The 20,172-nt window shown below is 40.9% G+C and carries 22 protein-coding genes; 5 read left to right on the top strand and 17 right to left on the bottom strand.

Going from position 1 to position 20,172, the window contains the following annotated elements; translation table 11 throughout:
* The first annotated feature begins 132 nt into the window (after positions 1-132).
* Entirely contained in the window at positions 133-552 is a 420-nt protein-coding gene (locus A9479_RS17635) for an MAPEG family protein (protein ID WP_016899903.1), read from the top strand.
* Positions 553-604: 52 nt separating this feature from the next.
* On the opposite strand, the gene yddG is transcribed toward A9479_RS17635, so the two are convergent.
* The 3 genes from yddG to A9479_RS17650 all read right to left on the bottom strand — a co-directional run bounded on the left by yddG (position 605) and on the right by A9479_RS17650 (position 4,103).
* Positions 605-1,507: an aromatic amino acid DMT transporter YddG gene (yddG, locus tag A9479_RS17640; protein WP_064664143.1), complete on the bottom strand. Its 903-nt coding sequence runs from the start codon at positions 1,505-1,507 to the stop codon at positions 605-607.
* 182 nt (positions 1,508-1,689) lie between these two features.
* Positions 1,690-3,537 (bottom strand): ABC transporter ATP-binding protein, encoded by a 1,848-nt coding sequence (locus A9479_RS17645; protein ID WP_064664144.1) that lies wholly within the window; start codon positions 3,535-3,537, stop codon positions 1,690-1,692.
* A gap of 110 nt (positions 3,538-3,647) precedes the next feature.
* Complete coding sequence (locus tag A9479_RS17650; protein ID WP_013464778.1) at positions 3,648-4,103, bottom strand: phosphate-starvation-inducible PsiE family protein; 456 nt, start codon at positions 4,101-4,103, stop codon at positions 3,648-3,650.
* Between the two features lie 280 nt (positions 4,104-4,383).
* Here A9479_RS17650 and A9479_RS17655 point away from each other — a divergent pair, with 280 nt between their 5' ends.
* Both A9479_RS17655 and A9479_RS17660 read left to right on the top strand, forming a co-directional pair.
* A complete protein-coding gene (locus A9479_RS17655) occupies positions 4,384-5,778 on the top strand; it encodes a M28 family peptidase (RefSeq protein WP_064664145.1) in 1,395 nt (464 codons plus the stop codon).
* 119 nt (positions 5,779-5,897) lie between these two features.
* Positions 5,898-6,344 (top strand): DUF4826 family protein, encoded by a 447-nt coding sequence (locus A9479_RS17660; RefSeq protein WP_008110031.1) that lies wholly within the window; start codon positions 5,898-5,900, stop codon positions 6,342-6,344.
* Between the two features lie 98 nt (positions 6,345-6,442).
* Here the strand turns inward: A9479_RS17660 and A9479_RS17665 are convergent, their stop codons facing one another.
* From A9479_RS17665 to A9479_RS17680, 4 genes are read right to left on the bottom strand one after another with little or no spacing between them, the layout of a single operon-like run.
* Positions 6,443-6,910: a glycine zipper 2TM domain-containing protein gene (locus tag A9479_RS17665; RefSeq protein WP_064664146.1), complete on the bottom strand. Its 468-nt coding sequence runs from the start codon at positions 6,908-6,910 to the stop codon at positions 6,443-6,445.
* 16 nt (positions 6,911-6,926) lie between these two features.
* Positions 6,927-7,547: a penicillin-binding protein activator LpoB gene (gene lpoB, locus A9479_RS17670; RefSeq protein WP_064664147.1), complete on the bottom strand. Its 621-nt coding sequence runs from the start codon at positions 7,545-7,547 to the stop codon at positions 6,927-6,929.
* 8 nt (positions 7,548-7,555) lie between these two features.
* Complete coding sequence (locus A9479_RS17675) at positions 7,556-7,981, bottom strand: YcfL family protein (protein WP_016899910.1); 426 nt, start codon at positions 7,979-7,981, stop codon at positions 7,556-7,558.
* A gap of 8 nt (positions 7,982-7,989) precedes the next feature.
* Positions 7,990-9,354, bottom strand: coding sequence for a COG3014 family protein (locus A9479_RS17680; protein ID WP_064664148.1), 1,365 nt, complete (start codon positions 9,352-9,354; stop codon positions 7,990-7,992).
* A 216-nt stretch (positions 9,355-9,570) separates the two neighbouring features.
* Between A9479_RS17680 and A9479_RS17685 the strand changes: the two genes are divergently transcribed.
* Positions 9,571-10,446, top strand: a complete 876-nt coding sequence (locus A9479_RS17685) for a DMT family transporter (RefSeq protein WP_064664149.1) — start codon at positions 9,571-9,573, stop codon at positions 10,444-10,446.
* Here A9479_RS17685 and A9479_RS17690 read toward each other — a convergent pair.
* The 7 genes from A9479_RS17690 to A9479_RS17720 all read right to left on the bottom strand — a co-directional run bounded on the left by A9479_RS17690 (position 10,433) and on the right by A9479_RS17720 (position 17,085).
* Complete coding sequence (locus tag A9479_RS17690) at positions 10,433-11,128, bottom strand: M15 family metallopeptidase (protein WP_064664150.1); 696 nt, start codon at positions 11,126-11,128, stop codon at positions 10,433-10,435. The genes A9479_RS17685 and A9479_RS17690 overlap by 14 nt on opposite strands.
* Entirely contained in the window at positions 11,128-12,258 is a 1,131-nt protein-coding gene (dapE, locus tag A9479_RS17695; protein ID WP_064664151.1) for a succinyl-diaminopimelate desuccinylase, read from the bottom strand. The genes A9479_RS17690 and dapE overlap by 1 nt, the downstream gene beginning before the upstream one ends.
* Complete coding sequence (locus tag A9479_RS17700) at positions 12,258-12,602, bottom strand: ArsC family reductase (RefSeq protein ID WP_036956391.1); 345 nt, start codon at positions 12,600-12,602, stop codon at positions 12,258-12,260. Before A9479_RS17700 ends, dapE begins: the two co-directional genes overlap by 1 nt.
* 4 nt (positions 12,603-12,606) lie before the next feature.
* A complete protein-coding gene (locus A9479_RS17705; RefSeq protein ID WP_064664152.1) occupies positions 12,607-13,104 on the bottom strand; it encodes a PTS glucose transporter subunit IIA in 498 nt (165 codons plus the stop codon).
* 3 nt (positions 13,105-13,107) lie between these two features.
* The gene (locus A9479_RS17710; RefSeq protein ID WP_064664153.1) at positions 13,108-13,494 is read right to left on the bottom strand and encodes an ACT domain-containing protein; all 387 of its coding nucleotides are present in this window, start codon (positions 13,492-13,494) and stop codon (positions 13,108-13,110) included.
* A gap of 221 nt (positions 13,495-13,715) precedes the next feature.
* Positions 13,716-15,869 carry a phosphate acetyltransferase gene (gene pta, locus A9479_RS17715; RefSeq protein ID WP_064664154.1) on the bottom strand — a complete coding sequence of 718 codons (2,154 nt, stop codon included), beginning with the start codon at positions 15,867-15,869 and terminating at the stop codon, positions 13,716-13,718.
* A gap of 1 nt (position 15,870) precedes the next feature.
* Positions 15,871-17,085 carry an acetate kinase gene (locus A9479_RS17720; RefSeq protein ID WP_064664155.1) on the bottom strand — a complete coding sequence of 405 codons (1,215 nt, stop codon included), beginning with the start codon at positions 17,083-17,085 and terminating at the stop codon, positions 15,871-15,873.
* A gap of 253 nt (positions 17,086-17,338) precedes the next feature.
* Between A9479_RS17720 and yfbV the strand changes: the two genes are divergently transcribed.
* The gene (yfbV, locus tag A9479_RS17725) at positions 17,339-17,785 is read left to right on the top strand and encodes a terminus macrodomain insulation protein YfbV (RefSeq protein ID WP_016899917.1); all 447 of its coding nucleotides are present in this window, start codon (positions 17,339-17,341) and stop codon (positions 17,783-17,785) included.
* Here yfbV and rlmA read toward each other — a convergent pair.
* The 3 genes from rlmA to xthA are packed head-to-tail and all read right to left on the bottom strand — an operon-like array spanning position 17,769 to position 20,028.
* Positions 17,769-18,572 (bottom strand): 23S rRNA (guanine(745)-N(1))-methyltransferase, encoded by an 804-nt coding sequence (gene rlmA, locus A9479_RS17730; protein WP_064664156.1) that lies wholly within the window; start codon positions 18,570-18,572, stop codon positions 17,769-17,771. The two genes, yfbV and rlmA, sit on opposite strands and share 17 nt — an antisense overlap.
* Entirely contained in the window at positions 18,569-19,216 is a 648-nt protein-coding gene (locus A9479_RS17735) for an energy-coupling factor ABC transporter permease (RefSeq protein WP_013464794.1), read from the bottom strand. Before A9479_RS17735 ends, rlmA begins: the two co-directional genes overlap by 4 nt.
* A 5-nt stretch (positions 19,217-19,221) precedes the next feature.
* Positions 19,222-20,028, bottom strand: a complete 807-nt coding sequence (gene xthA, locus A9479_RS17740) for an exodeoxyribonuclease III (RefSeq protein ID WP_013464795.1) — start codon at positions 20,026-20,028, stop codon at positions 19,222-19,224.
* Positions 20,029-20,172 lie beyond the last annotated feature (144 nt).

Consider the following 20,172-nt stretch of genomic DNA (forward strand, 5'->3'; position numbering starts at 1 on the left):
TTTTATATAAAGAATGAATCTATTACAAAAAATTATTTTACTAAAAAGTAATTACTATATACATCAGTGGCTTATCTTTGGCTTGATAGTTGCTGTAACTACTACTCTAATAACAACACAAAGGATTAAACAATGACCGATATAGCACATTCAGCGTTTATAGCATTTTATTTATATTTAATTATGATGTTAGTTCAGTGGGCAGTGGCAACGTTTAGTAAAGCCAAACAGCCTGGGGCTGTACCAGGAAAAATTGATAAAGACCTATCTCATGAGAGTTTTATATTTAGAGCGCATCGCACCTTTCATAACACATTAGAAAACAGTGCGTTATTTATAGGAACGGTTTTATTTGCCTTTGTGATTAATTACCACAGTTCGGTTTTTGCAATCTGTATTTGGATTTATGTAACTGCACGTTTAATTCATATGGCACTGTATTACGCCATTGCCACCGAGAAAAACCCCAGCCCGCGTAGTTACTTCTTTTTGATTGGTGTGATTGCAAACATTGTGATGTTAGTGCTGTTAGGACTGCGATTAGCAAGCTAATTAAATGATTAAAGCGAAAAGCAGACAGTCCCTAGCTTTTCGCTTACTTATTTTATTGGGCTGGCTTTGTTTTTCGCGTCACAATAAAACACATTAATGAGCCTAATGTAACTAATACTACGCCTTGCCAAAATGAGTTGGTGAGCGATAGTGATAAGTAAATAGAGGCAAATAGCGTAGACAATACAGGGATAAAGTAAGACAAGGTGCCTAACAACACTAGGTTACCGCCAATGATTGCTTGGTTCCATAGTGCGTAACCTCCACCAATAACCACCCCTGCCAGCAATAAAGTAAAACTAGAATATACGTTAAACTCAAAGCTGGGTTCATTACTCAGTCCGTAACTTATCCATAAAGAAATTGCCGTGGCTGCAAAAAACACATTAATGGCATTTTTACCCTCGCTAAGTTTAACCGTTACACTGCAATACACAGCCCAAATAAACGCTGCTGCAAACGCCATAGAGTAGGGTAATGGGTTGTCGCTAATATTAGCGATTAATACAGCCATAGATAAACCACTGTTGCCAGCAATACACCATGCAACGCCTAAAAACGCAATCAGTATGCTCGGGTAGACTAATACGCTTACTTTAGTGCGGTTAACAATAATCGAAAATAAAATGGTTAACGCTGGCCAAAGGTAGTTAATAATTGCCATTTCTAACGCTTGCTGGCGACTATTTGCAAAGCCGAGGGATAACGCTAAACACATTTCGTAAATAACAAATAAGCTGCCACCAAAGACTAAATAGCGCTTTGGATAATTGTTTAGCTTTGGTGCACCCATGACAAGCATTAAAAAAATCGCACTGACGCTATAAATCAAAGCAGCACCGCCAATTGGGCTAAATAACTCCGATAAATCACGAACAAAAGCAGTTAAACTGCTCCAAAGTAAAATAGCGAACACCCCATAGAGGGTGTATTTATGTTTGCTTAAAAATGACATGGTGAATTGCTTGATGAATGATAAAAAGTCAGCCGCGAATGTGACATTTTAAAAACAGTGGGGCAAGAGGTAGACTATAAAATTCGACTAAATAACTATAAATAGCTTTAAAATCAAATAATAAATTTAATTTTAGTAAACAAGAGCAGGCTATAATAATGGCCCGCCCTCAATTAGTTTAATTACTCAACGCCAATAAAGCCGCCGGTTTGATGTGCCCAAAGAGCAGCGTAAATGCCGCCTTGGGCAATTAATTCATCGTGACTGCCTTGCTCTACAACGCCGCCTTCATCAAGCACAATAAGCCTGTCCATTTGTGCAATGGTTGATAATCGATGGGCGATGGCAATGACTGTTTTACCTGTCATTAAATCATCTAAGCTTGCTTGAATAGCCGCTTCGACTTCTGAGTCTAAGGCGCTGGTGGCCTCATCGAGTATAAGAATAGGTGCGTTTTTAAGTAGTACGCGTGCAATGGCAATACGTTGGCGTTGACCGCCCGAAAGGGTGACCCCTCGTTCGCCTACTTGCGCATCAAAGCCTTTATTGCCTTTGCTATCTTCAAGGTCGTTTATAAAATCAAGGGCTTTGGCTTGCTTAGTGGCATCGAGCATTTCGGCTTCGGTTGCATCAGGCCTGCCGTATAAAATGTTATCTTTTACTGAACGATGCAGTAATGAGGTATCTTGGGTAACCATAGCAATATAGCGGCGCAGGCTTTCTTGGCTTACATCCGTGATATTTTGGCCATCAATACTGATATTGCCTTTGTCGGTGTCGTAAAAGCGCAGCAACAAGTTAACTAATGTGGATTTACCCGCGCCAGAACGACCCACTAAGCCGATTTTTTCACCGGGTTTAATGTTTAAGTTTAATCCGTTTATTACTGGGCCTCGGTTATTTTCATTCGCGGCTTTACCGTAGTTAAAATGTACATTATTAAAGTCGATTGCCCCTTGGGTGACCTTTAACGTTTCGGCTTCTGGTTTGTCATCAACCGCAATAGGATTAGAGAGGGTGCGCATGCCATCGGCCACGGTGCCAATGTTTTCAAACAAGCTGCTAATTTCCCACATGATCCATTGGGCCATACCATTGAGCCTTAATGATAAACTCAATGCCACGGCAATCGCTCCCGCACTAATGGCGCTTAACGACCATAAATACAAAGACACTGCTGCCACTGAAAACACCAACAAATAGTTTAAGCTTTGAATAACCACGTTTAAGCTGGTGACTAAGCGCATTTGTTTATAAACAGGCTGTAAAAATACGTCCATACTTTGTTTGGCGTATTGTTCTTCGCGTTGGGTATAGGAAAACAATTTAATGGTTGAAATATTTGTGTAGCTGTCGACGATACGGCCGGTCATTTCTGAGCGTGCATCAGCTTGTGAACTGGCAATACTTTTTAATCGGGGTACAAAGTAAATTTGCACGCAAATATAAAATGCTAACCACACTAATAATGGCAACATTAAACGCCAGTCTGAGGCGGCCACTAAAAACACCATTGAGCCAAAATAAACAGCAATGTACATAAGTACATCAAGTAACTTAGTGACTGACTCACGTACTGCTAATGAGGTTTGTAATACTTTTGTAGCGATACGCCCAGCAAATTCGTTTTGATAAAAGCTGACACTTTGACGCAGTAGATAACGGTGTGCCAACCAACGAATCGACATAGGGTAATTGCCCAATAGCGATTGATGTAAAATAGCTGATCTAAAAAATACGACTACAGGCATGACGACTAAAAGCATTAACCCCATTTTTATTAACGCGGATTGTTGCTGCGAAAACAGCTCTTCAGGTGTGTATTCGCCAAGCCAGTCAACCAGTTGGCCCATATAACTAAATAAAGACACCTCTAAAATAGCGAGTAATGCGGCACTGAGCGACATAAGCACTAACGACAATTCCATGCCTTTGGTGTAGTGACGACAAAATGCAAAAAGGGTTTTAGGAGGCTGAGATGGAGAACGCTCTGGGAACGGTTTAGTCATCCGTTCAAATAGTCGATACATATTAACTGCTTAATTAAATATTTATAAAGATGTCCCACTATACCATTGTAAAACACAAAGGCGCAGTGGGAATGAGGTGTGCGTCGGTTAACTCAAGTTGAGTTAACCGTTTATAGCTTAGTGTGGCCGGTTTTATTTTTTACCAGCCAATACGATATACCCAGTGCTAAGGTAACTAACGCAAGGCCAACAATTTGCTCTGAGGTCACTAATTTTAAATCGAGGACAATAATTTTACGCGCCACAGCCATCAGTGCGGTAGCAATAACCAGTTCAACGGGCAGCGAGCTAGAGCCCAAATATAACCGAATGTTAGTAAATATTTCTACCGCAATTAGCACCACCATAAAGGCACCAAAGGTTTGCAGAATGTCTTCAATATTTAATAAAAAATAAGGCGGAGAACTTAACCGCATGTATAAAACATACACTACATCAGCAATACTCCAAAAAATAACCAGCACCATGAGCACTGCCAGTATTTTAATTGCAAAGCGAATAGCATGATGTAAATACTGCATCAGGGGATCAACATGATCCTCTGGTAATTCTTCGTGTTTCTTCATGTTATTTCAGCACCTTATTGATTAAATTAGCCTTTATAAAATAATAGCTGATTAATTATGTTTAGCACTATATACGGTCAAAACAGTATAAGTGATTATTTTTATTAAAATAGTGTGCTTGAACAGGGGACTTGTTTGGTGTGGGTTAAATTCTAAGTAAAATTCAAGGTGTTAATAATATGTAATTAAGCGTGTGATTTTTAGTGTCTATCTCAAAAGGTTTGCGGTTATTGGTTTCTGCTGTCATGTTGGTGGCATTCATTATGAGGATAACAATGCTATGTCTAATTTAGGTTTAAAGTTAGTTAATCGACTTATAAAGTATGGTGTGTTGGCATCATTAAGTTCTGTAACGCTTACAAGCTTTGCTGGCGAGTCTACACAACAAGCATCATTGCATAAAATTGCACAAGAAATTTCGGCGCAGCGTATTGAGAGTGATATTCAAACGCTGGTGGGTTTTGGTACGCGACATACGCTATCAGAGACTAAGTCTGATACACGTGGTATTGGCGCGGCAAGGCGTTGGATTAAAAAAGAATTTGAAGCGATTTCGGCACAATGTGGTGGCTGCTTAGAAATAATAGAAGTAAAACAAACCATTTCGGGAGAAAAGCGCATTCCTAACCCTGTAGAAGTGGTTAACATAATTGCGATTCAGCGCGGCAGTACTGAGCCTAATCGTATGGTGATGATGTCGGGTGATATAGACTCGCGCGTTAGTGATGTAATGGATTTTACCAGCGATGCGCCAGGGGCAAACGATAACGCTTCAGGGGTTGCCGGTGTTATTGAGGCAGCGCGTGTTTTATCGAAATATACATTTAATGGCTCGGTTGTTTACGCGGCGCTCTCAGGTGAAGAGCAAGGTTTATTTGGCGGTAAAATTTTAACCGCTTATGCGCAAAAAAATAATTGGCAGGTTCATGGTGTTTTAAATAACGACATGATTGGTAATATTACCGGTATTAATGGCGTAACCGATAACACCACTGCACGCATTTTTTCAGAAGGGACGCGAGTGGTTGAAACCAAAGAGCAAGCGCGTACTCGTCGTTTTACAGGTGGCGAAGTTGACTCAGCGAGTCGTAATTTAGCGCGTTACATAGACACCATTGCCGATAAATACATTGAAAATTTAGACACTATGCTGGTATACAGACTCGACCGATTTGCTCGAGGAGGGCATCATCGCCCATTTAATGATGCGGGCTTTGCGGCTGTACGTATAATGGAAACTAACGAGCATTACGACCGTCAACATCAAGACCTACGCACCGAAAATGGCATAGTGTACGGTGATACCATTGATGGGGTTGATTTTGATTACGCCGCAAAACTCACGTCATTGAATGCGGTGAGCCTAGCGTCAATGGCATGGGCACCAGCGCCACCGAAAGAAGTGAAAATTAGTGGTGCCGTACGCGCCAGTACCACACTTTCTTGGCAACCATCGGAAGATAAAAATATTGCCGGTTACAAAATTTACTGGCGCTATACGAGTGAGCCACAATGGCAATACAGCCAATGGGTTGATAATGTTAGCGAGTTTACACTTAAAAATGTGGTTATTGATAACTACTATTTTGGCGTTGCTAGCGTGAATAAACAGGGTGTTGAATCGCCAGTGGTGTTCCCCGGTGATGTGGGGTCGTTTGATCACAACATAAAATAATCGGTTTGCTTAAAAACCCAGCAAACAGCTGCGAATAAGGTGTTAAGCACGCTATTTATGCTTGCGCCTTATTTGTTATGCCCTTAAAGTGTAAACAAAGAAGTAAAAAGGTTATTAAAATGCAGCAACAAGAACAAAAACCATTAACACCAGAGCAGCAAGCTGAACTTCAGCAACAAGAAATTCAATGGCAGCGCGAATGTTTTCAAAATGCGCAAAAACATTTAGCTGAAAAAGGCATTATGCCCAAAACATTGCTTGAAAAAGAAAGCCGTTTTTTAGCGCCTTTATGCGCGCTATGGAAATTTAAAGCGCAAAATGGTAAAAGCTACTGGGTGATCACCGGTCGTTTACCAACCGATCACGCTGAAGCATCTGCAGCAAAAGATGCACGCGATGCTATGCGTTATTTTTCACTGCAGTGGCAGTTAAAGGCCGATCAAATTATTACCGCGGGAGCGCGAGATAAAACCCAAGCTGATTTTGCAAATTTACTGATTAACCGTGCACATGGTTTATATGAAATGCATGAAAACGAGCAGCTGTGGGCAAAAGAACCCGCTTAATAAATAAAAGTGAATAAATTTAAAAAAACCTAACTTAGTGACCTAAGTTAGGTTTTTTGTTGGAACTTTCAGAATTAAGCTCGAAACATAAATAGACTCTAATAAGCGCTATCTACGCGCACTGTGTTGTTGGTTAAATAAATAAGGCGTACATTATCACCTTGGTGAAAACGCATAGCGGGATCGCTGTCTTGTACCACCATAAATTGTTCACCATTTTCTACTTGTATAAGTAGTTCAACTAATTGGAGGTTTTCATAGCGTTGTGTCTGTTGCTGATTATGCGCAACATTACCACCAATCACTGTTCCTAAAATAGTTGCAACCGTGCGACCACTGCCGCCGCCAAACTGGTTACCAATAACACCGCCTAGTAAGGCACCGCCAAAGGTTTTCCAGCCGTTGCTTTTATCGTGAACCAATTGTTGCTCTGAAATGTTGCGCACTGACTTCACTTTACCAAATAGTACTTGCTGCACAGGAACGGCTTTATTGCGTTCATACTTGGCAAAAGTGGGGGCACTAAATATTAATAAAGTGCATAAAAATAAGCTAAGCGTTTTCATGGTTCGCTCCTGTTAGTTACCAACCAAAGGTAGATTTTTCACGGGTTTTACGAATTTCAGTTTCGTCAGCCCATTCAACAAGGCCACTTTGCATATCCATTAAGCGCATTGTAAATTTGTAGTACACATCGGCTTTGTCAGCATTAGATTTAACAATGCTCGATAGGTTACCGTACAGCATATATTGTGCGCCAATTTGTTTACCAAAGGCCACCGCAGTGCTTGGATTGATCAGTGCATCTTCATTTTGAAATGTAAGTTGTTCACGAACCGCTTCTACACGGGTCATATCAACAAATCTAAATTTTCCACTGCGAAGTAATTGAGTCGAAATTGAGTCAGTAATTGACTCAGTATCTATGTGTTCACTGGTTTTGTTTTTAATACGCTCAACAAATACCACAGGGCGGGTATTGGCAGTCATAGTACCAACCACTGGCGAACTGAGCAGTGAGTCGGTCATTTGCGAGGCTACTTTTTGTAGGTCGGTAGAGCCAAAGTTTATATCTGTGGTTTCTACGGCTTGGGCATCACCATAACTAACGACTGCTTTATTAGCACAGCCGGTTAGTGTGAGTGCGGCTAAGCCTAAAATTGCATAGCCAGAGAGTGCTTTAAATTGTTTATTGATCATCATGGTTTCCTTTAATCTTTAAATTCTTGTGCTTCAGTAGACACTTCTCTTACAGCTAAAGAGAAAGTAACGGCATTAGGGCTAGGCGCGAGCCCTGCAAGCTGAGTTTTAGCAAAGCCAAATAATGTTAGGGCTTGCCACGGCGAGTGGTTACCTTTAATTACAAAGCCATCTTTATCAAACCAGTTAAATTGATACTGTAAATATTGTGACTTTTTATAGGTACTTGCCAAGGTGACTACCACGTCGGTTAGGTTATTTGTTTGACGAGTTTTTACATCACTAATTAATAGCTTTTTTGCTAACTGTGGATTGTTAACATTGAGCTGCTCTTTGTAGGCGTTGGTAGTTTGTTCAACTCCAATGCCTGAGGTTACAGGTCGGCTGCTACATGCACTAAGCATAAACAACGCAATAATGGGGAGTATGTATTTCATGATGGCTCCTAAAGTTGCACTACATGGGAGTTAAAATAGTTATTAACAGAGGTTAGGTAGATTAACGTTAACCTTTGCTTACTAACGGTAAAATTTATTGGCGGTTGTGAGCCAACATTTAAGGTATGTTCTCCTGCAGTCACTGCACTGCGGGCAAGACTAATTTGATTGGGTAAGGTAAGCCAGCTGCGGGTATCGGCTTGCTCAGATGCAAGATTATATAAGTTTGCTAAAATATTCCCCACATCACCGCCACTGCGGGCAAGCTCAGCGCGCAGCTTTTCTTTCGCCACTAAGCGCAATATTTGCCTCGATACACGCCCAGCAACTTGCTGCTCTAACGTTTTAGCGGCCAGTGCCTCTAAGTGCACTAGCGGGCTTAGTGATAATACAAGGTCATTAATTTTGACGTTGTTAACGGTGCTTACATAAGCATTATTTATATAAATGGGCATTGCGAGACTATAAAAGCGGGTGTCTCCCTGTGAAGTATAAATGGGTAATCGTAATTTAAATTCGTGTTGTTTTGGTATTAGGCCTTGTTCGAATAATATAACCACTTCGCCTTGGTTTTTTTCTAAGGTGTTAACTTCACCAAACTGGCGTTTAAATTGGTTATAGTCATCGGCAAAACCTTGTTGCTTAGCAAGACGCAGTACATCGTGTTGTAAATACGGATTGTTAGGTTGTATTTCGAGCGCTTTTTTATAGTCTATGTAGGCATCATCACCTTGCTTTGCTGTTTCATATAACAACCCGGATAAGTAAAACGTGTACGCATTTTGAAAGCCATTTTTGACCGAGCGAATTAAGTTATCCATATCGGGATAGTGTTGCTGTGCTTGGGCAACCGCATTATCAAACTCGCTTTGATTATTTAATAGTTCATCAACTTGTACTTTATTAGCACGGCGTATTTCAACTAAGGCGCTTTCAATATCATGTTTATAAACATAATTGAGCGCTTTGTAGCTATGCAACATACTCATTTCGTAGGCGGGCGGTGTATAACCAATAGCTGAGTCGTTGGTTAACAGCGCATTACTTTGCTCAAGCCCAGCACTTACTTGTATTTTTGCAGCTTGGCGCTTAGATTGCATTTGTTGATAGACAGTTTCAAAATGAACTTGTGCGTTATCGGGGTTGTTGGCTAAATCCGCGATACGGCCCTGTTCTAATTGGCTCAGTAAATAATTACTGTGTGTTTTGCTGTTTTTGCTTATTAAGGAGCGTGCACTCTCAATATTATCATTCGTAATGGCTTGTCTAATAGGGGTGGTATTAGTGGCGTAATCATTAAAGAGATCGTCAAAGCCAATGGTGCTGCAACCACTTACAATAAAGCAAAGACTAAAAATTAAAATGTGACGCACGCGCACTCCTTCTTATTTATTCTGTAAGGTTAACATACTGCCAATAAATACAAGTGTGAAAGATTGTAAAAAAGCGTAGTGTATAAACATAGAACAAAAACCCTTAATAAAAACTTTATCATTTAAAAAATAACCATGGTAACGTTTACAACATTGGACGTTAATTTAATCGGTATATAAATACGGTACATATTTATCAATACGTTAGGAATTAATTTGAAAGCAACACTGTTTACTATTATCGCGTTAGTTGCCTTTGCTGCAAATTCGTTATTATGTCGGTTAGCGTTGGCGCAAGGCTACATTGATGCGTGGAATTTTACCGTTATTAGGTTACTGAGCGGGGCAGTGTGTTTGACCATTATTATGCTGCTCTATACTAGGCAGTTAAATAAAAAAGCGCAGTTAAGTAATCCTATTATTAACGATACTGGCAGTTGGCGAAGCAGTGCTAGCTTATTGATATATGCGCTGTGTTTTTCTGTTGCTTATATCGAGCTTGATACCGGCATGGGGGCGCTTATTTTATTCTCGGCGGTGCAATTTACAATGATTGGCTGGGGCTTATATAAACAAGAGCGTTTAAGTGCTGTGCAATGGCTTGCATTTATAGTGGCGTTTGCGGCATTTGTTTACTTAATGCTGCCCTCACAGACAGCCCCACCGCTGATGGCTGCATTATTAATGAGTATAAGTGGTATTGCGTGGGGAATTTACAGTATTCGTGGCAAGGCGTGTGTGTCGCCGCTAAGAGCCACTGCCTTTAATTTTATTCGTAGTTTATTAGTGCTACCTATTTTAATTGTGGTGGGAATGAGCCAGCTTAAAAATATACGTATCGAAGGGGCGTTACTTGCAATAGCCTCAGGTGCCATCGCATCTGGCGTAGGGTACAGTATTTGGTATGTGGCTATGCCACTATTAAAGAGCACGCATGCAGCCATAGTGCAGTTATGCGTACCCGTTTTGGCGGCTATTGCAGGGGCAGTGTTTTTATCAGAGACATTAACTGTACAATTTATGCTCCCCAGCAGTATCATTTTACTAGCGGTATTAGTTTTTACTTTAAATAAAAAGACTAAAACTGCTTAGCTGGTGGACTTACATTGATCACAAAGCGTTCATACAACGCAGGTAAGTGGGTTAAAATAGCGTCTTTACCTAATAAATCACTGTGTTTAATGCAGTCGTGCAACACTTCTGGCGTAAGGTGGCGAATAAGCTGCGCTGATTGCGCTATGTGGCTAATATGCCAAAGCTCAGGAGCTACCCCGCCCAAGTCGTACTGGTAAGGTCGATAAAACCCAAATTCTGCTAGATGAGTGTCTAGCCATTGGCTTAGTTTAGCAAAAGGCCCACCTTGCTGATATTCATTAGGGCTCAATTGCAAAACATAATCGTCACTCACTGCGCTTTTATCGTAAATATCTAAATCAGTCCCTAAATGATGGCGACTCGCCCCCGGTAGCGCAGAATAAAGCATAATGGCAATGCATTTATCAATATCACTGAGCGAATTAATATCAACGTGTTGCTGCGCTTTGTTTAATACCGGCCGCTTAGCGGAAAATTTAGCGTTCCAAATAGCTGATTGACGGTTAAAATCCCGAAAACTTGATGCAATACATAAATCAAAGCCTGCTGATGCAGCCGCAGTTTGCAGTGCAATAAAGTCATTTACAATATCGGCATGCAAAAAGTGATTTTGTATGGCAACTAAATGTGCATCACTTTGGCCAGTGATGCATTGTATGAGTTCTTTATTTGCAGTCATTAAGTTAACAGGTGCTCTAATATTTGTTCGTAAATATCGGCCAGCGCGATTAGGTCGTCGGTGCTAACACACTCGTTCACTTTATGAATAGTGGCATTACGTGGCCCTAATTCAATAACTTTAGCACCCGTTTGTGCGATAAAACGACCATCTGAGGTGCCACCTGTTGTTTCTAAGTTAGTGGTTAACCCCGTTACCGATTTAATGGCGGCTACGGTGGCATCAACCAATGGGCCGTGATCGGTTAAAAACGGCAAGCCATTCACAATCCAATTGAGTTCATAATTTAAATTGTGTTTTTGTAAAATGGCATTTACTTTTTGTTGTAGTTGTTGATGAGTAACTTCGGTACTAAATCTAAAATTAAATTGTACCTCAAGCTCCCCAGGGATCACATTGCCTGCGCCCGTACCGCCATTAATATTAGAGATTTGAAAGCTGGTGGCTGGAAAAAAGTCATTACCCATATCCCACACAGTTTGGCTTAACTCGGTTAAAGCTGGCGTGGCTAAATGAATTGGGTTTTGTGCTAAATGTGGATAGGCCACATGACCTTGCACGCCTTTTATAGTTAAAAACCCCGTGAGTGAACCACGGCGGCCATTTTTAACCACATCACCGAGTACATCGCGAGAAGAGGGTTCACCTACAAGGCACATATCTATTTTTTCACCGCGCTCCTCTAAAGTATCAATAACGCGGGTAGTGCCGTTAATAAACGGGCCTTCTTCATCTGAGGTAATTAAAAACGAAATGGAGCCTTTGTGATCTGGATGCTTAGTCACAAAGCGTTCGGTTGCCACAATCATCGCCGCTAATGAGCCTTTCATGTCGGCAGCGCCACGGCCATGTAATAAGCCGTCTTCAATTAAGCCTGCAAAAGGCGGGTGCTGCCAGTTTTTTTCAGGTCCAGTGGGCACCACATCAGTATGACCGGCAAAACAAAAATGCGGTGATTGCGTGCCTTTTCGTGCCCAAGTATTGAGCGTGTCAGTAAAAAAGAGCGATTCAATATCAAAGCCAATGGCGCTTAGGCGTTCATTCATCATATGTTGGCACCCGGCATCTTCAGGTGTAACCGACTCTCGCTGAATTAAGGCTTGGGCTAGGGTAATTACTGGATGGGTCATTATTTAAAAATCTCATCGTATTGTGCTGCTTTAAAGCCTAAGTGATATTGCCCGTTATTAATAAGAAGAGGGCGTTTGATCATCGCCGGTTGCTCAACGAGTAAATCTATAGCGGTTTGTTTAGTCAAGCTTTGTTTTTGCTCATCAGTGAGCGCTCTATAAGTTGTGCCACGTTTATTAACCAATTGTTCCCAATCAATATGTTCTGCAAAGTCGCTTACCATGTCGTTATTAACGCCGTCTTTGCGGTAGTCATGGAAAGTGAATGCGATGTCGTTATCGCTTAGGTATTTTTTTGCTTTTTTAATTGTATCGCAGTTGCTAATGCCATAGAGAGTAATCATAAATCTACTTCTTTTTAATAATAGTTAATAAGGTATCTACACCGGCATTAACTTGCGGGTGAGAATAATGAAAAGTGCCTAAATTATGGCCATTGAGAATTATAAGGCTGGCTAAAATAGGCGAGTCGAGCTCACGTAAATCAAAATAAGCAAGGCGTTGGCCTTTGGTTATTTTGCTGCCGTTAAGCTGAGCAATATGAGTATGCGTAAGTGTTTGTGAATCGGGAACCGCTAGGTTTATTAATACTTTTAAGCCGTTATTGGCTTTTAAAATAAATTCACAACCGGCACTTTTTACCTGCAGTAAGGTGCCATTGAAGGGCGCTAATACTTTATGACTCGATAAGCTAACAACAATACCTGGGCCGAGTGTGCCAAAACGAAAAAAGGGTTGTGGATGCTCTTCCATTGGCATCACTTTACCACTGAATGGGCTCGTGATTTGTATCGCGTTTCGGCCAATTTTATTTCTAGTTAAATAGCTAACGTCTTCAGATTTCATTATTTATTCAGTTACCACGTTGTAGCCATCGGCTTTAAGGGCTGTAATTGCTTTGGTGACCGTTTGTTTTTTTACTAAAATATAGTCGGTATCATATGTGGATATCGAAAAAATGGACACGCCAGCTCTGGCTAATACGCCTGACAGATTTGCCATAATGCCAGTTAACGAAAATCCTAAAGGGCCTATCACTTCCAGTGCTTGCCAATTAGATTCAGTATCTTGGCTATCAATAATAAAGTCGACAGGGCAAACAACTGACAGTTCATCATGCGTTTTTGAGATAAAAAATAACGGTTGCTTTAACAGCGCAGGCGGTATGTCAGCATCAAGGGTTAAACTATGAATAGATAACACGGTGCTGTGTAATTGTAATGTTTGTTTTGACATTAAACGTATCGCCAGCAGCAAAATAATAGCTTTATAGTATAGAGTATTGAAGCTAAATTAAAGGCTCAAGTTTAGGCAGTGCTATATTTTTATTAGCTAAAAAATAATTGTCCACAATTTCTGTGGATAAGCTTGGGGGTTGTGAGGTATAAATAGCCTAACCAGTTAATTATTAAATAAAAAATGGCTAGACTATAAAAAGGGCAAGTTAATTACAGGCCTTAATTAAGCGCTTCTACTTGCGCGGCCTGAATGGCTGTTAAAGCAATGGTATACACAATATCGTCAACTAATGCGCCACGGCTTAAGTCGTTAACAGGTTTGCGCATCCCTTGTAACATAGGACCAATACTGATCAAATCGGCACTTCGTTGCACTGCTTTGTAGGTGGTATTACCCGTATTTAAATCAGGGAAAATAAACACGGTTGCTTTACCGGCAACCGGGCTATCTGGCGCTTTTTTAATAGCTACACTTTCCATAATGGCCGCATCGTATTGCAATGGCCCATCGATAATGAGATCTGGGCGCTTTTGTTGGGCAATTTTTGTTGCTTCGCGGACTTTTTCTACATCAGCGCCACTGCCCGAATTACCCGTGCTGTAACTTATCATTGCTACACGAGGTTCTATGCCAAATGCGGCAGCAGAATCGGCAGATTGAATTGCAATATCGGCTAGTTGTTCAGCATTAGGATCAGGATTAATAGCACAGTCACCATAAACAAGCACTTGATCAGGCAATAACATAAAAAATACCGACGAGACTAATGATGAACCCGGTGCGGTTTTAATCAGCTGTAAAGGCGGGCGAATGGTATTGGCCGTGGTATTGACTGCCCCTGAAACCAGCCCATCTACTTTTCCTTGCTCTAGCATCATGGTGCCCAGTACCACGTTATCTTGCAGTTGTTCCTTTGCAATAACGTCAGTTAAGCCTTTGTTTTTACGAATTTCGACCATAGGTGCTACGTAGTCATTAACAATACTACTTGGCTCTATTACAGTCACATGCTCGTTCAGTTCAATCCCTTGTTGCTCCGCAATGCGAAATATTTCATCGCGATCGCCAAGTAAAATTGTTTTAGCAATGCCGCGCTGGCCACAAATAGCAGCGGCTTTAATGGTACGAGGCTCGTTACCCTCAGGCAGTACAATCGTTTTATCCGCTTTACGTGCTTTATCGGTTAATAAATACCTAAAGGCCGGCGGGGATAACTTGCGGGTTTTTCCCACACTTTTTGCTAATGTGTCCAGCCAATCAGAATCGATATGTGCAGCGTTGTGGTCTTTTACTTTTTCTATGCGTTGTTCATCGTCGCTAGGCACTTCTAGGTTAAAGTTATGCAGCAATAAAGAGGTGCGCCAGGTATCGCCATCGGTTGCCAAAATTGGCAGACCAGTTTGCATAGCTTGTTCGCATAGCGCCATAATGCGCGGCTCAGGTTCAAAACCACCGGTAAGTAAAATTGCACCTAGTTTTGTGCCATTCATGGCCGATAAGCAAGCTGCAACGAGTATATCTGAGCGATCGCCAGGGGTAACCAATAACGCACCTGGCGTAAAATAATTTAAAATATTGGATACCGTGCGGGCACAAAATGTAATTCGTCTGAGTCGGCGGTGTACCATATCGCCTTCGTTGATAATAGTGGCTTTTAAATAGGCACTTAAATCTTTAACACGTGGGGCAACCAGTTCAAAATCCCACGGAATAGCGCCGAGTAACATAAACGGGTTTTTTCTAAAAATAGGTAAAGAAGCTAAGCGGTTTAATTCGTTATCAAGCGCTTCTGGCTTATAGGTATCGACTAAATCGGCGCGAGCTCGACCTTCCTCATCAAGGGGGGCGTTTACTTTATTAAAAATACAGCCAAGCACGCGAGGGTGGTCAATGCCACCATAGTTGCCAGCGGCTATTTCAAGTCGGTCTTCAATTTGAGTAATGTTGTAATTGCCAGGGGTAAGTACAAAAACGATATCCGCCCCTAAAGTTTGTGCGATTTCGCGATTTACTCTCCCCGCATACGGTTGGCGACGAGTAGGCACCATGCCTTCAATAATAGCCACTTCATCATCGTTAATTTTACTTTGAAAACGCTCTACAATTTCTTCTAGCAGGTCATCGCCCTTGCCATCGCCAATCATTTGCTCGGCATAATCCAGCGCAAATGACGTAGGTGGATCAATAGGTGAGCCTTGGGTAACAATTTGTGTTGACTTTTCTGGGCCTGTTTCACCCGCGCGTGGTTGGGCTATAGGTTTAAAAAAATTAACTTTAACAGTTTTCTGTTCCAGCGCCCTTACCAAACCCACCGATACTGAGGTTAAACCAACCCCAGTAGAAACGGGAATCAACATAATACGACGAGCCATATTATAACTCCTTGGTGATGTTTGCGGCATCAAGTGCGATCACCCATTCTTCGTTAGTGGGCATAACAACCGCTTTGCTACGTGAATCAGCTGTACTAATTAACCCAGCTTGGCCAAAACGTGCATCAAGGTTTGCTTGTGGGTCTAAATTAATACCTAAAAAGGCCAATTGTTTAAGTACTTTATCACGGATAATATCGGAATTTTCGCCAATACCGCCGGTAAAAATAACTGCGTCTAGCTGTTGCAGCGGGACCATGTAAGCGGCTATTTGTTTTGCGAGGCGGTAACAAAACATATTAAGAGCCAGCATAGCTTGCTGGTTGCCTGCAATAGCGGCTTCTTCTATGGTGCGACAATCGTTAGACAACTCGCTTATGCCTAATAAACCACTTTTTTGATTGAGTAAGTCATCAATTTGCTGAGCAGTGTAATCGAGTTGCGTGGTTAAAAAGTTAAATAGGCCCGGATCAATGTCGCCACAGCGCGTACCCATAACAAGCCCTTCAAGCGGGGTTAACCCCATACTGGTATCAACACTTTTGCCATTTTTAATCGCACACACTGAACAGCCGTTTCCTAAGTGGGCGCTAATAAAGTTACTGTTTTCAATAGGAAGCGCTAATAACTTCGCAGTTTGCCCTGCCACATAAAAATGGCTGGTGCCATGAAAACCATAGCGCCTAACACCAAAGTCTTTATAAAGCTGATAAGGAAGGGCATAAAGATAAGCGACTTCATTCATCGTTTGATGAAATGCCGTATCGAACACGGCTACTTGCGGTAAGTTTTTAAATGATGCTTGCGCTGATGAAATACCCAGTAAGTTAGCGTGGCCATGCAAAGGTGCTAGCGTAGCTGCTTGCGTGATACCTGCAATAACGCGTTCGTCAATTAATACTGATTGGGTAAAATGCTCACCACCATGCACAACACGATGACCAACAGCAACTAGTTGCTCATCAAGATTGTGATCTTTTATTAAATCAACCAGCGTATCAATGGCATGCGCGTGTGCCTGATTAGCAGCAAGTTTAATGGTGGTCTTTTCTCCCTTAAATTTATATTTTATTGAGGGAGCATCTGCACCTAGGCGCTCAGCTAAACCTGAAATAATGTCTTTTCCTGTGTTTGCATCAATAATTGCAAACTTTAAACTTGAGCTTCCACAATTAAGTACCAAAACATGGTTTGGTTTTTTTGGCAGAGTTGGCATAGATTCATTTTCCATTTAAATATTAATCAGTACACTTGGTTGATATATAAGTATTGTAGGCTTAAATGGGTGTAGACTAAAGTGTAGTTGACTTTATTAAAAGGGCTTTGTGGAATTCTTTTAATAATTTATGCTTTTTGTGAGTTTTACTAATGAAATTAAGCATTTTTACCGATAAAGTGAGAGTTGTGTTACACTTTTATAAGCAAGATGCTTTTACAAGTGTTAAATGCCGTGATTGTGAGGATTTATAATGCAAAAAAGTGTGATATCACAAGTTCAATTAGGGCGCGCTTATGCTAAAACATGGCCTATGCGTAAAGAGGTCGCGCCATTATTTGCCGAGTTTAAAGTGATCAGAGCAACCGAGCTTGCGATTACGGTAATGCCTATTTTAGCCATGCTAACTTTGTTTTTTCAGCTTAATTATTTAGGCCCTGATTTTTTACCTCAAGCTATTGCCAGTAGTCTATTTTTTATCTCCTTGCCGTTACAAGGGCTTTTATGGCTAGGTAAACGTGCGCAAACAGAATTAGAACCCGCTATGCTGCAATGGTACAACGAGTTGTTTGCAAAAATGATCGCCAACGGTTACGACGCACAAATGGGGAAAAACAAGCCCCGCTATTTGGAGCTTGCTGAATTGTTAAAAGACATGTTTGATAAAATGGATAAAACCTTTACTAAAGAGCAGTTTTAACAAACTGGCTAATATAAAATGACAAGGTAACCTTATGATGCTGTTTTTGTTCAAGTGCCTGCCAATGCTCGGGTCTGAACTTCCATGCAAAGGGTGTCATCATTATTAAATTTCTTACGTCGCTAAATGTGAGTGACACTTGCTCTGTAATGAGCTGTTGCGATGATTGTTTAAAGCCTGTTGGCGTAGCAACTTCAGTATGTTCATTTACCGTATTATAGATATATTTTTTCAACTCTTTGAGGTGCATAGGCCCAGGGCTTGCCACCACTAAACAGCCATCCTCTTTAACAAGGCGAGAAAGTTCATCGTCAAACAAAGGGGCAAACACGCTAATTAACACATCAGCAAGGTGATCATTAAAGGGCGCGTGGCTTATTGATGCCACGCTAAATTGACATTGTTTGTATCGTTTTGCTGCGTATTTTACCGCCGACTTAGATATATCAACACCATACACAGTAGCTTGCGTGTTATTTGCTATAGCATGGGTGTAAAACCCCTCGCCACACCCTAAATCAATTACTATATTTGCATTGAGCGGTTTGACTAAATTAGCTAAGGCCGTCTGTAAAAATGCATAATGGCCTTGCTCTAAAAAAGAACGCCTTGCTTGTACCATTTCTAAAGAGTCACCGGGCTGTTTAGAGTTTTTATTTTGCACGGGGAGTAAGTTTACATAGCCTTCTTTGGCAAAATCAAAGCTGTGGTTATTATCACAGTGTAATGTTTTTTCATTAAGTGCCAATGGAAGTTTGCAAATAGGGCAATGGTAATGAAGACTCATGAGCCTAAATAGTCCTTATCAAAAAAAGTTTTTACCCAGTGCGGGCGATAGGTGATCATAACAGTTATTGCCATACCGTTTAGCATTGCTTCAGGAAACGCTAAAATAGGACTGAGATAAATGTAGTTTTCTGTTAGCTGATGCCAATTATATTCGCCAATTGCGTAATAAAAAACACCCCCGAGTATAATGTTAACGCAAGCAACGACACCAGCCGTTAAAAAGCTACAAACAAATATATAGATAAAAAAGTGCCGCGCTAAGTAGTGGTAACAAAGCATAAATACAAAGTAGCTTAATAATACTGGAATAAACGCACTTATTAGTAATTTTACCGCAATCAGCTCGAATGCTATTTGTCCAAAAGCAGTTAGCAGGGCTGTTGCTAATACACAACTTAAAATAGCCAGACGCCAGCCTAAAATCAGCGTAACAGCAGTAATGCCCAGTATATGAAGATCAAGACCAGGTAAAATACCGGCTTTTATACGCCATAGTAAAGCGAGCACCAGCGCGCAGGCAAACACACCGGTTTGCCTTGCTGGCGTATTAAATAAATTGGCGTATGTTGATTTATTAACACTTAAAAAGCCAATAACAATAACACCAATCCACAGTAATGCCTGTAATTGCACGCTTAGCATAATCGTTAATTAAACTCAGACCAAATAGGGGCATGATCTGAAGGCTTGTCGATAGCACGTAATTCGTAATCTATACCGGTGTCGATACAGCGAGCTGCTAAGTCATGCGTTGCCAGAACCACATCAATCCTTAGTCCACGATTATCAACAAAACCCTTAGAGCGGTAGTCAAACCATGAGTATTGATCGTTAGTTTCTGGGTTTTGCTCCCTAAAGGTGTCTTTAAAGCCCCAGTTTAATAACGTTGCTAGCCATTCACGCTCAACGGGTTGAAATGAACATTTTCCGGTTTTTAACCAGCGTTTTGCGTTTACCTCACCAATACCAATATCTAAATCGGTTGGAGAGATATTAATATCGCCCATTACAATTACATCTTGATCAGGCGTGTAATGACTATTTAGGTGAGTCATTAAGTCTTGATAAAATTGACGTTTATAAGGGAATTTAGTTTCGTGGTTGATATTATCGCCTTGCGGGAAGTAGCCATTCATGACATGTAGGTCACGGCCATTTTCTTGCTCTACGGTAACGCTGATCATTCGCTTTTGCGACTCATCTGTGTCGGTGGAAAAGCCTTTTAATACCGACTTAGGCTCTTTTTTGCATAACATTGCCACACCGTAATGCGCTTTTTGTCCATGAAAATAAACGTGGTAACCCATTTTTTGTACATCGTCTAGCGGAAATGCTTCATCGTGCACTTTTATCTCTTGAAGACCAATAATATCTGGCTGGTGTTTATCAATAATAGCTTGTAACTGATGTAGGCGAGCACGCAGACCATTGATATTAAAAGAAATCACTTTCATAAAGTTTACCTTCAAATTTATTTTCATTGTTAGCCAAATTGTATCAGTATTTGGAGCGACATAACATGATTGAAACGAGAAAATAGCTGCACAAATGTTGATCAATTTTTGCTTAATGTTTAAACATTGTAAATGCAATATTAA

The organism is Pseudoalteromonas sp. MQS005, assembly GCF_001661605.1.
Classification (GTDB): domain Bacteria; phylum Pseudomonadota; class Gammaproteobacteria; order Enterobacterales; family Alteromonadaceae; genus Pseudoalteromonas; species Pseudoalteromonas tetraodonis.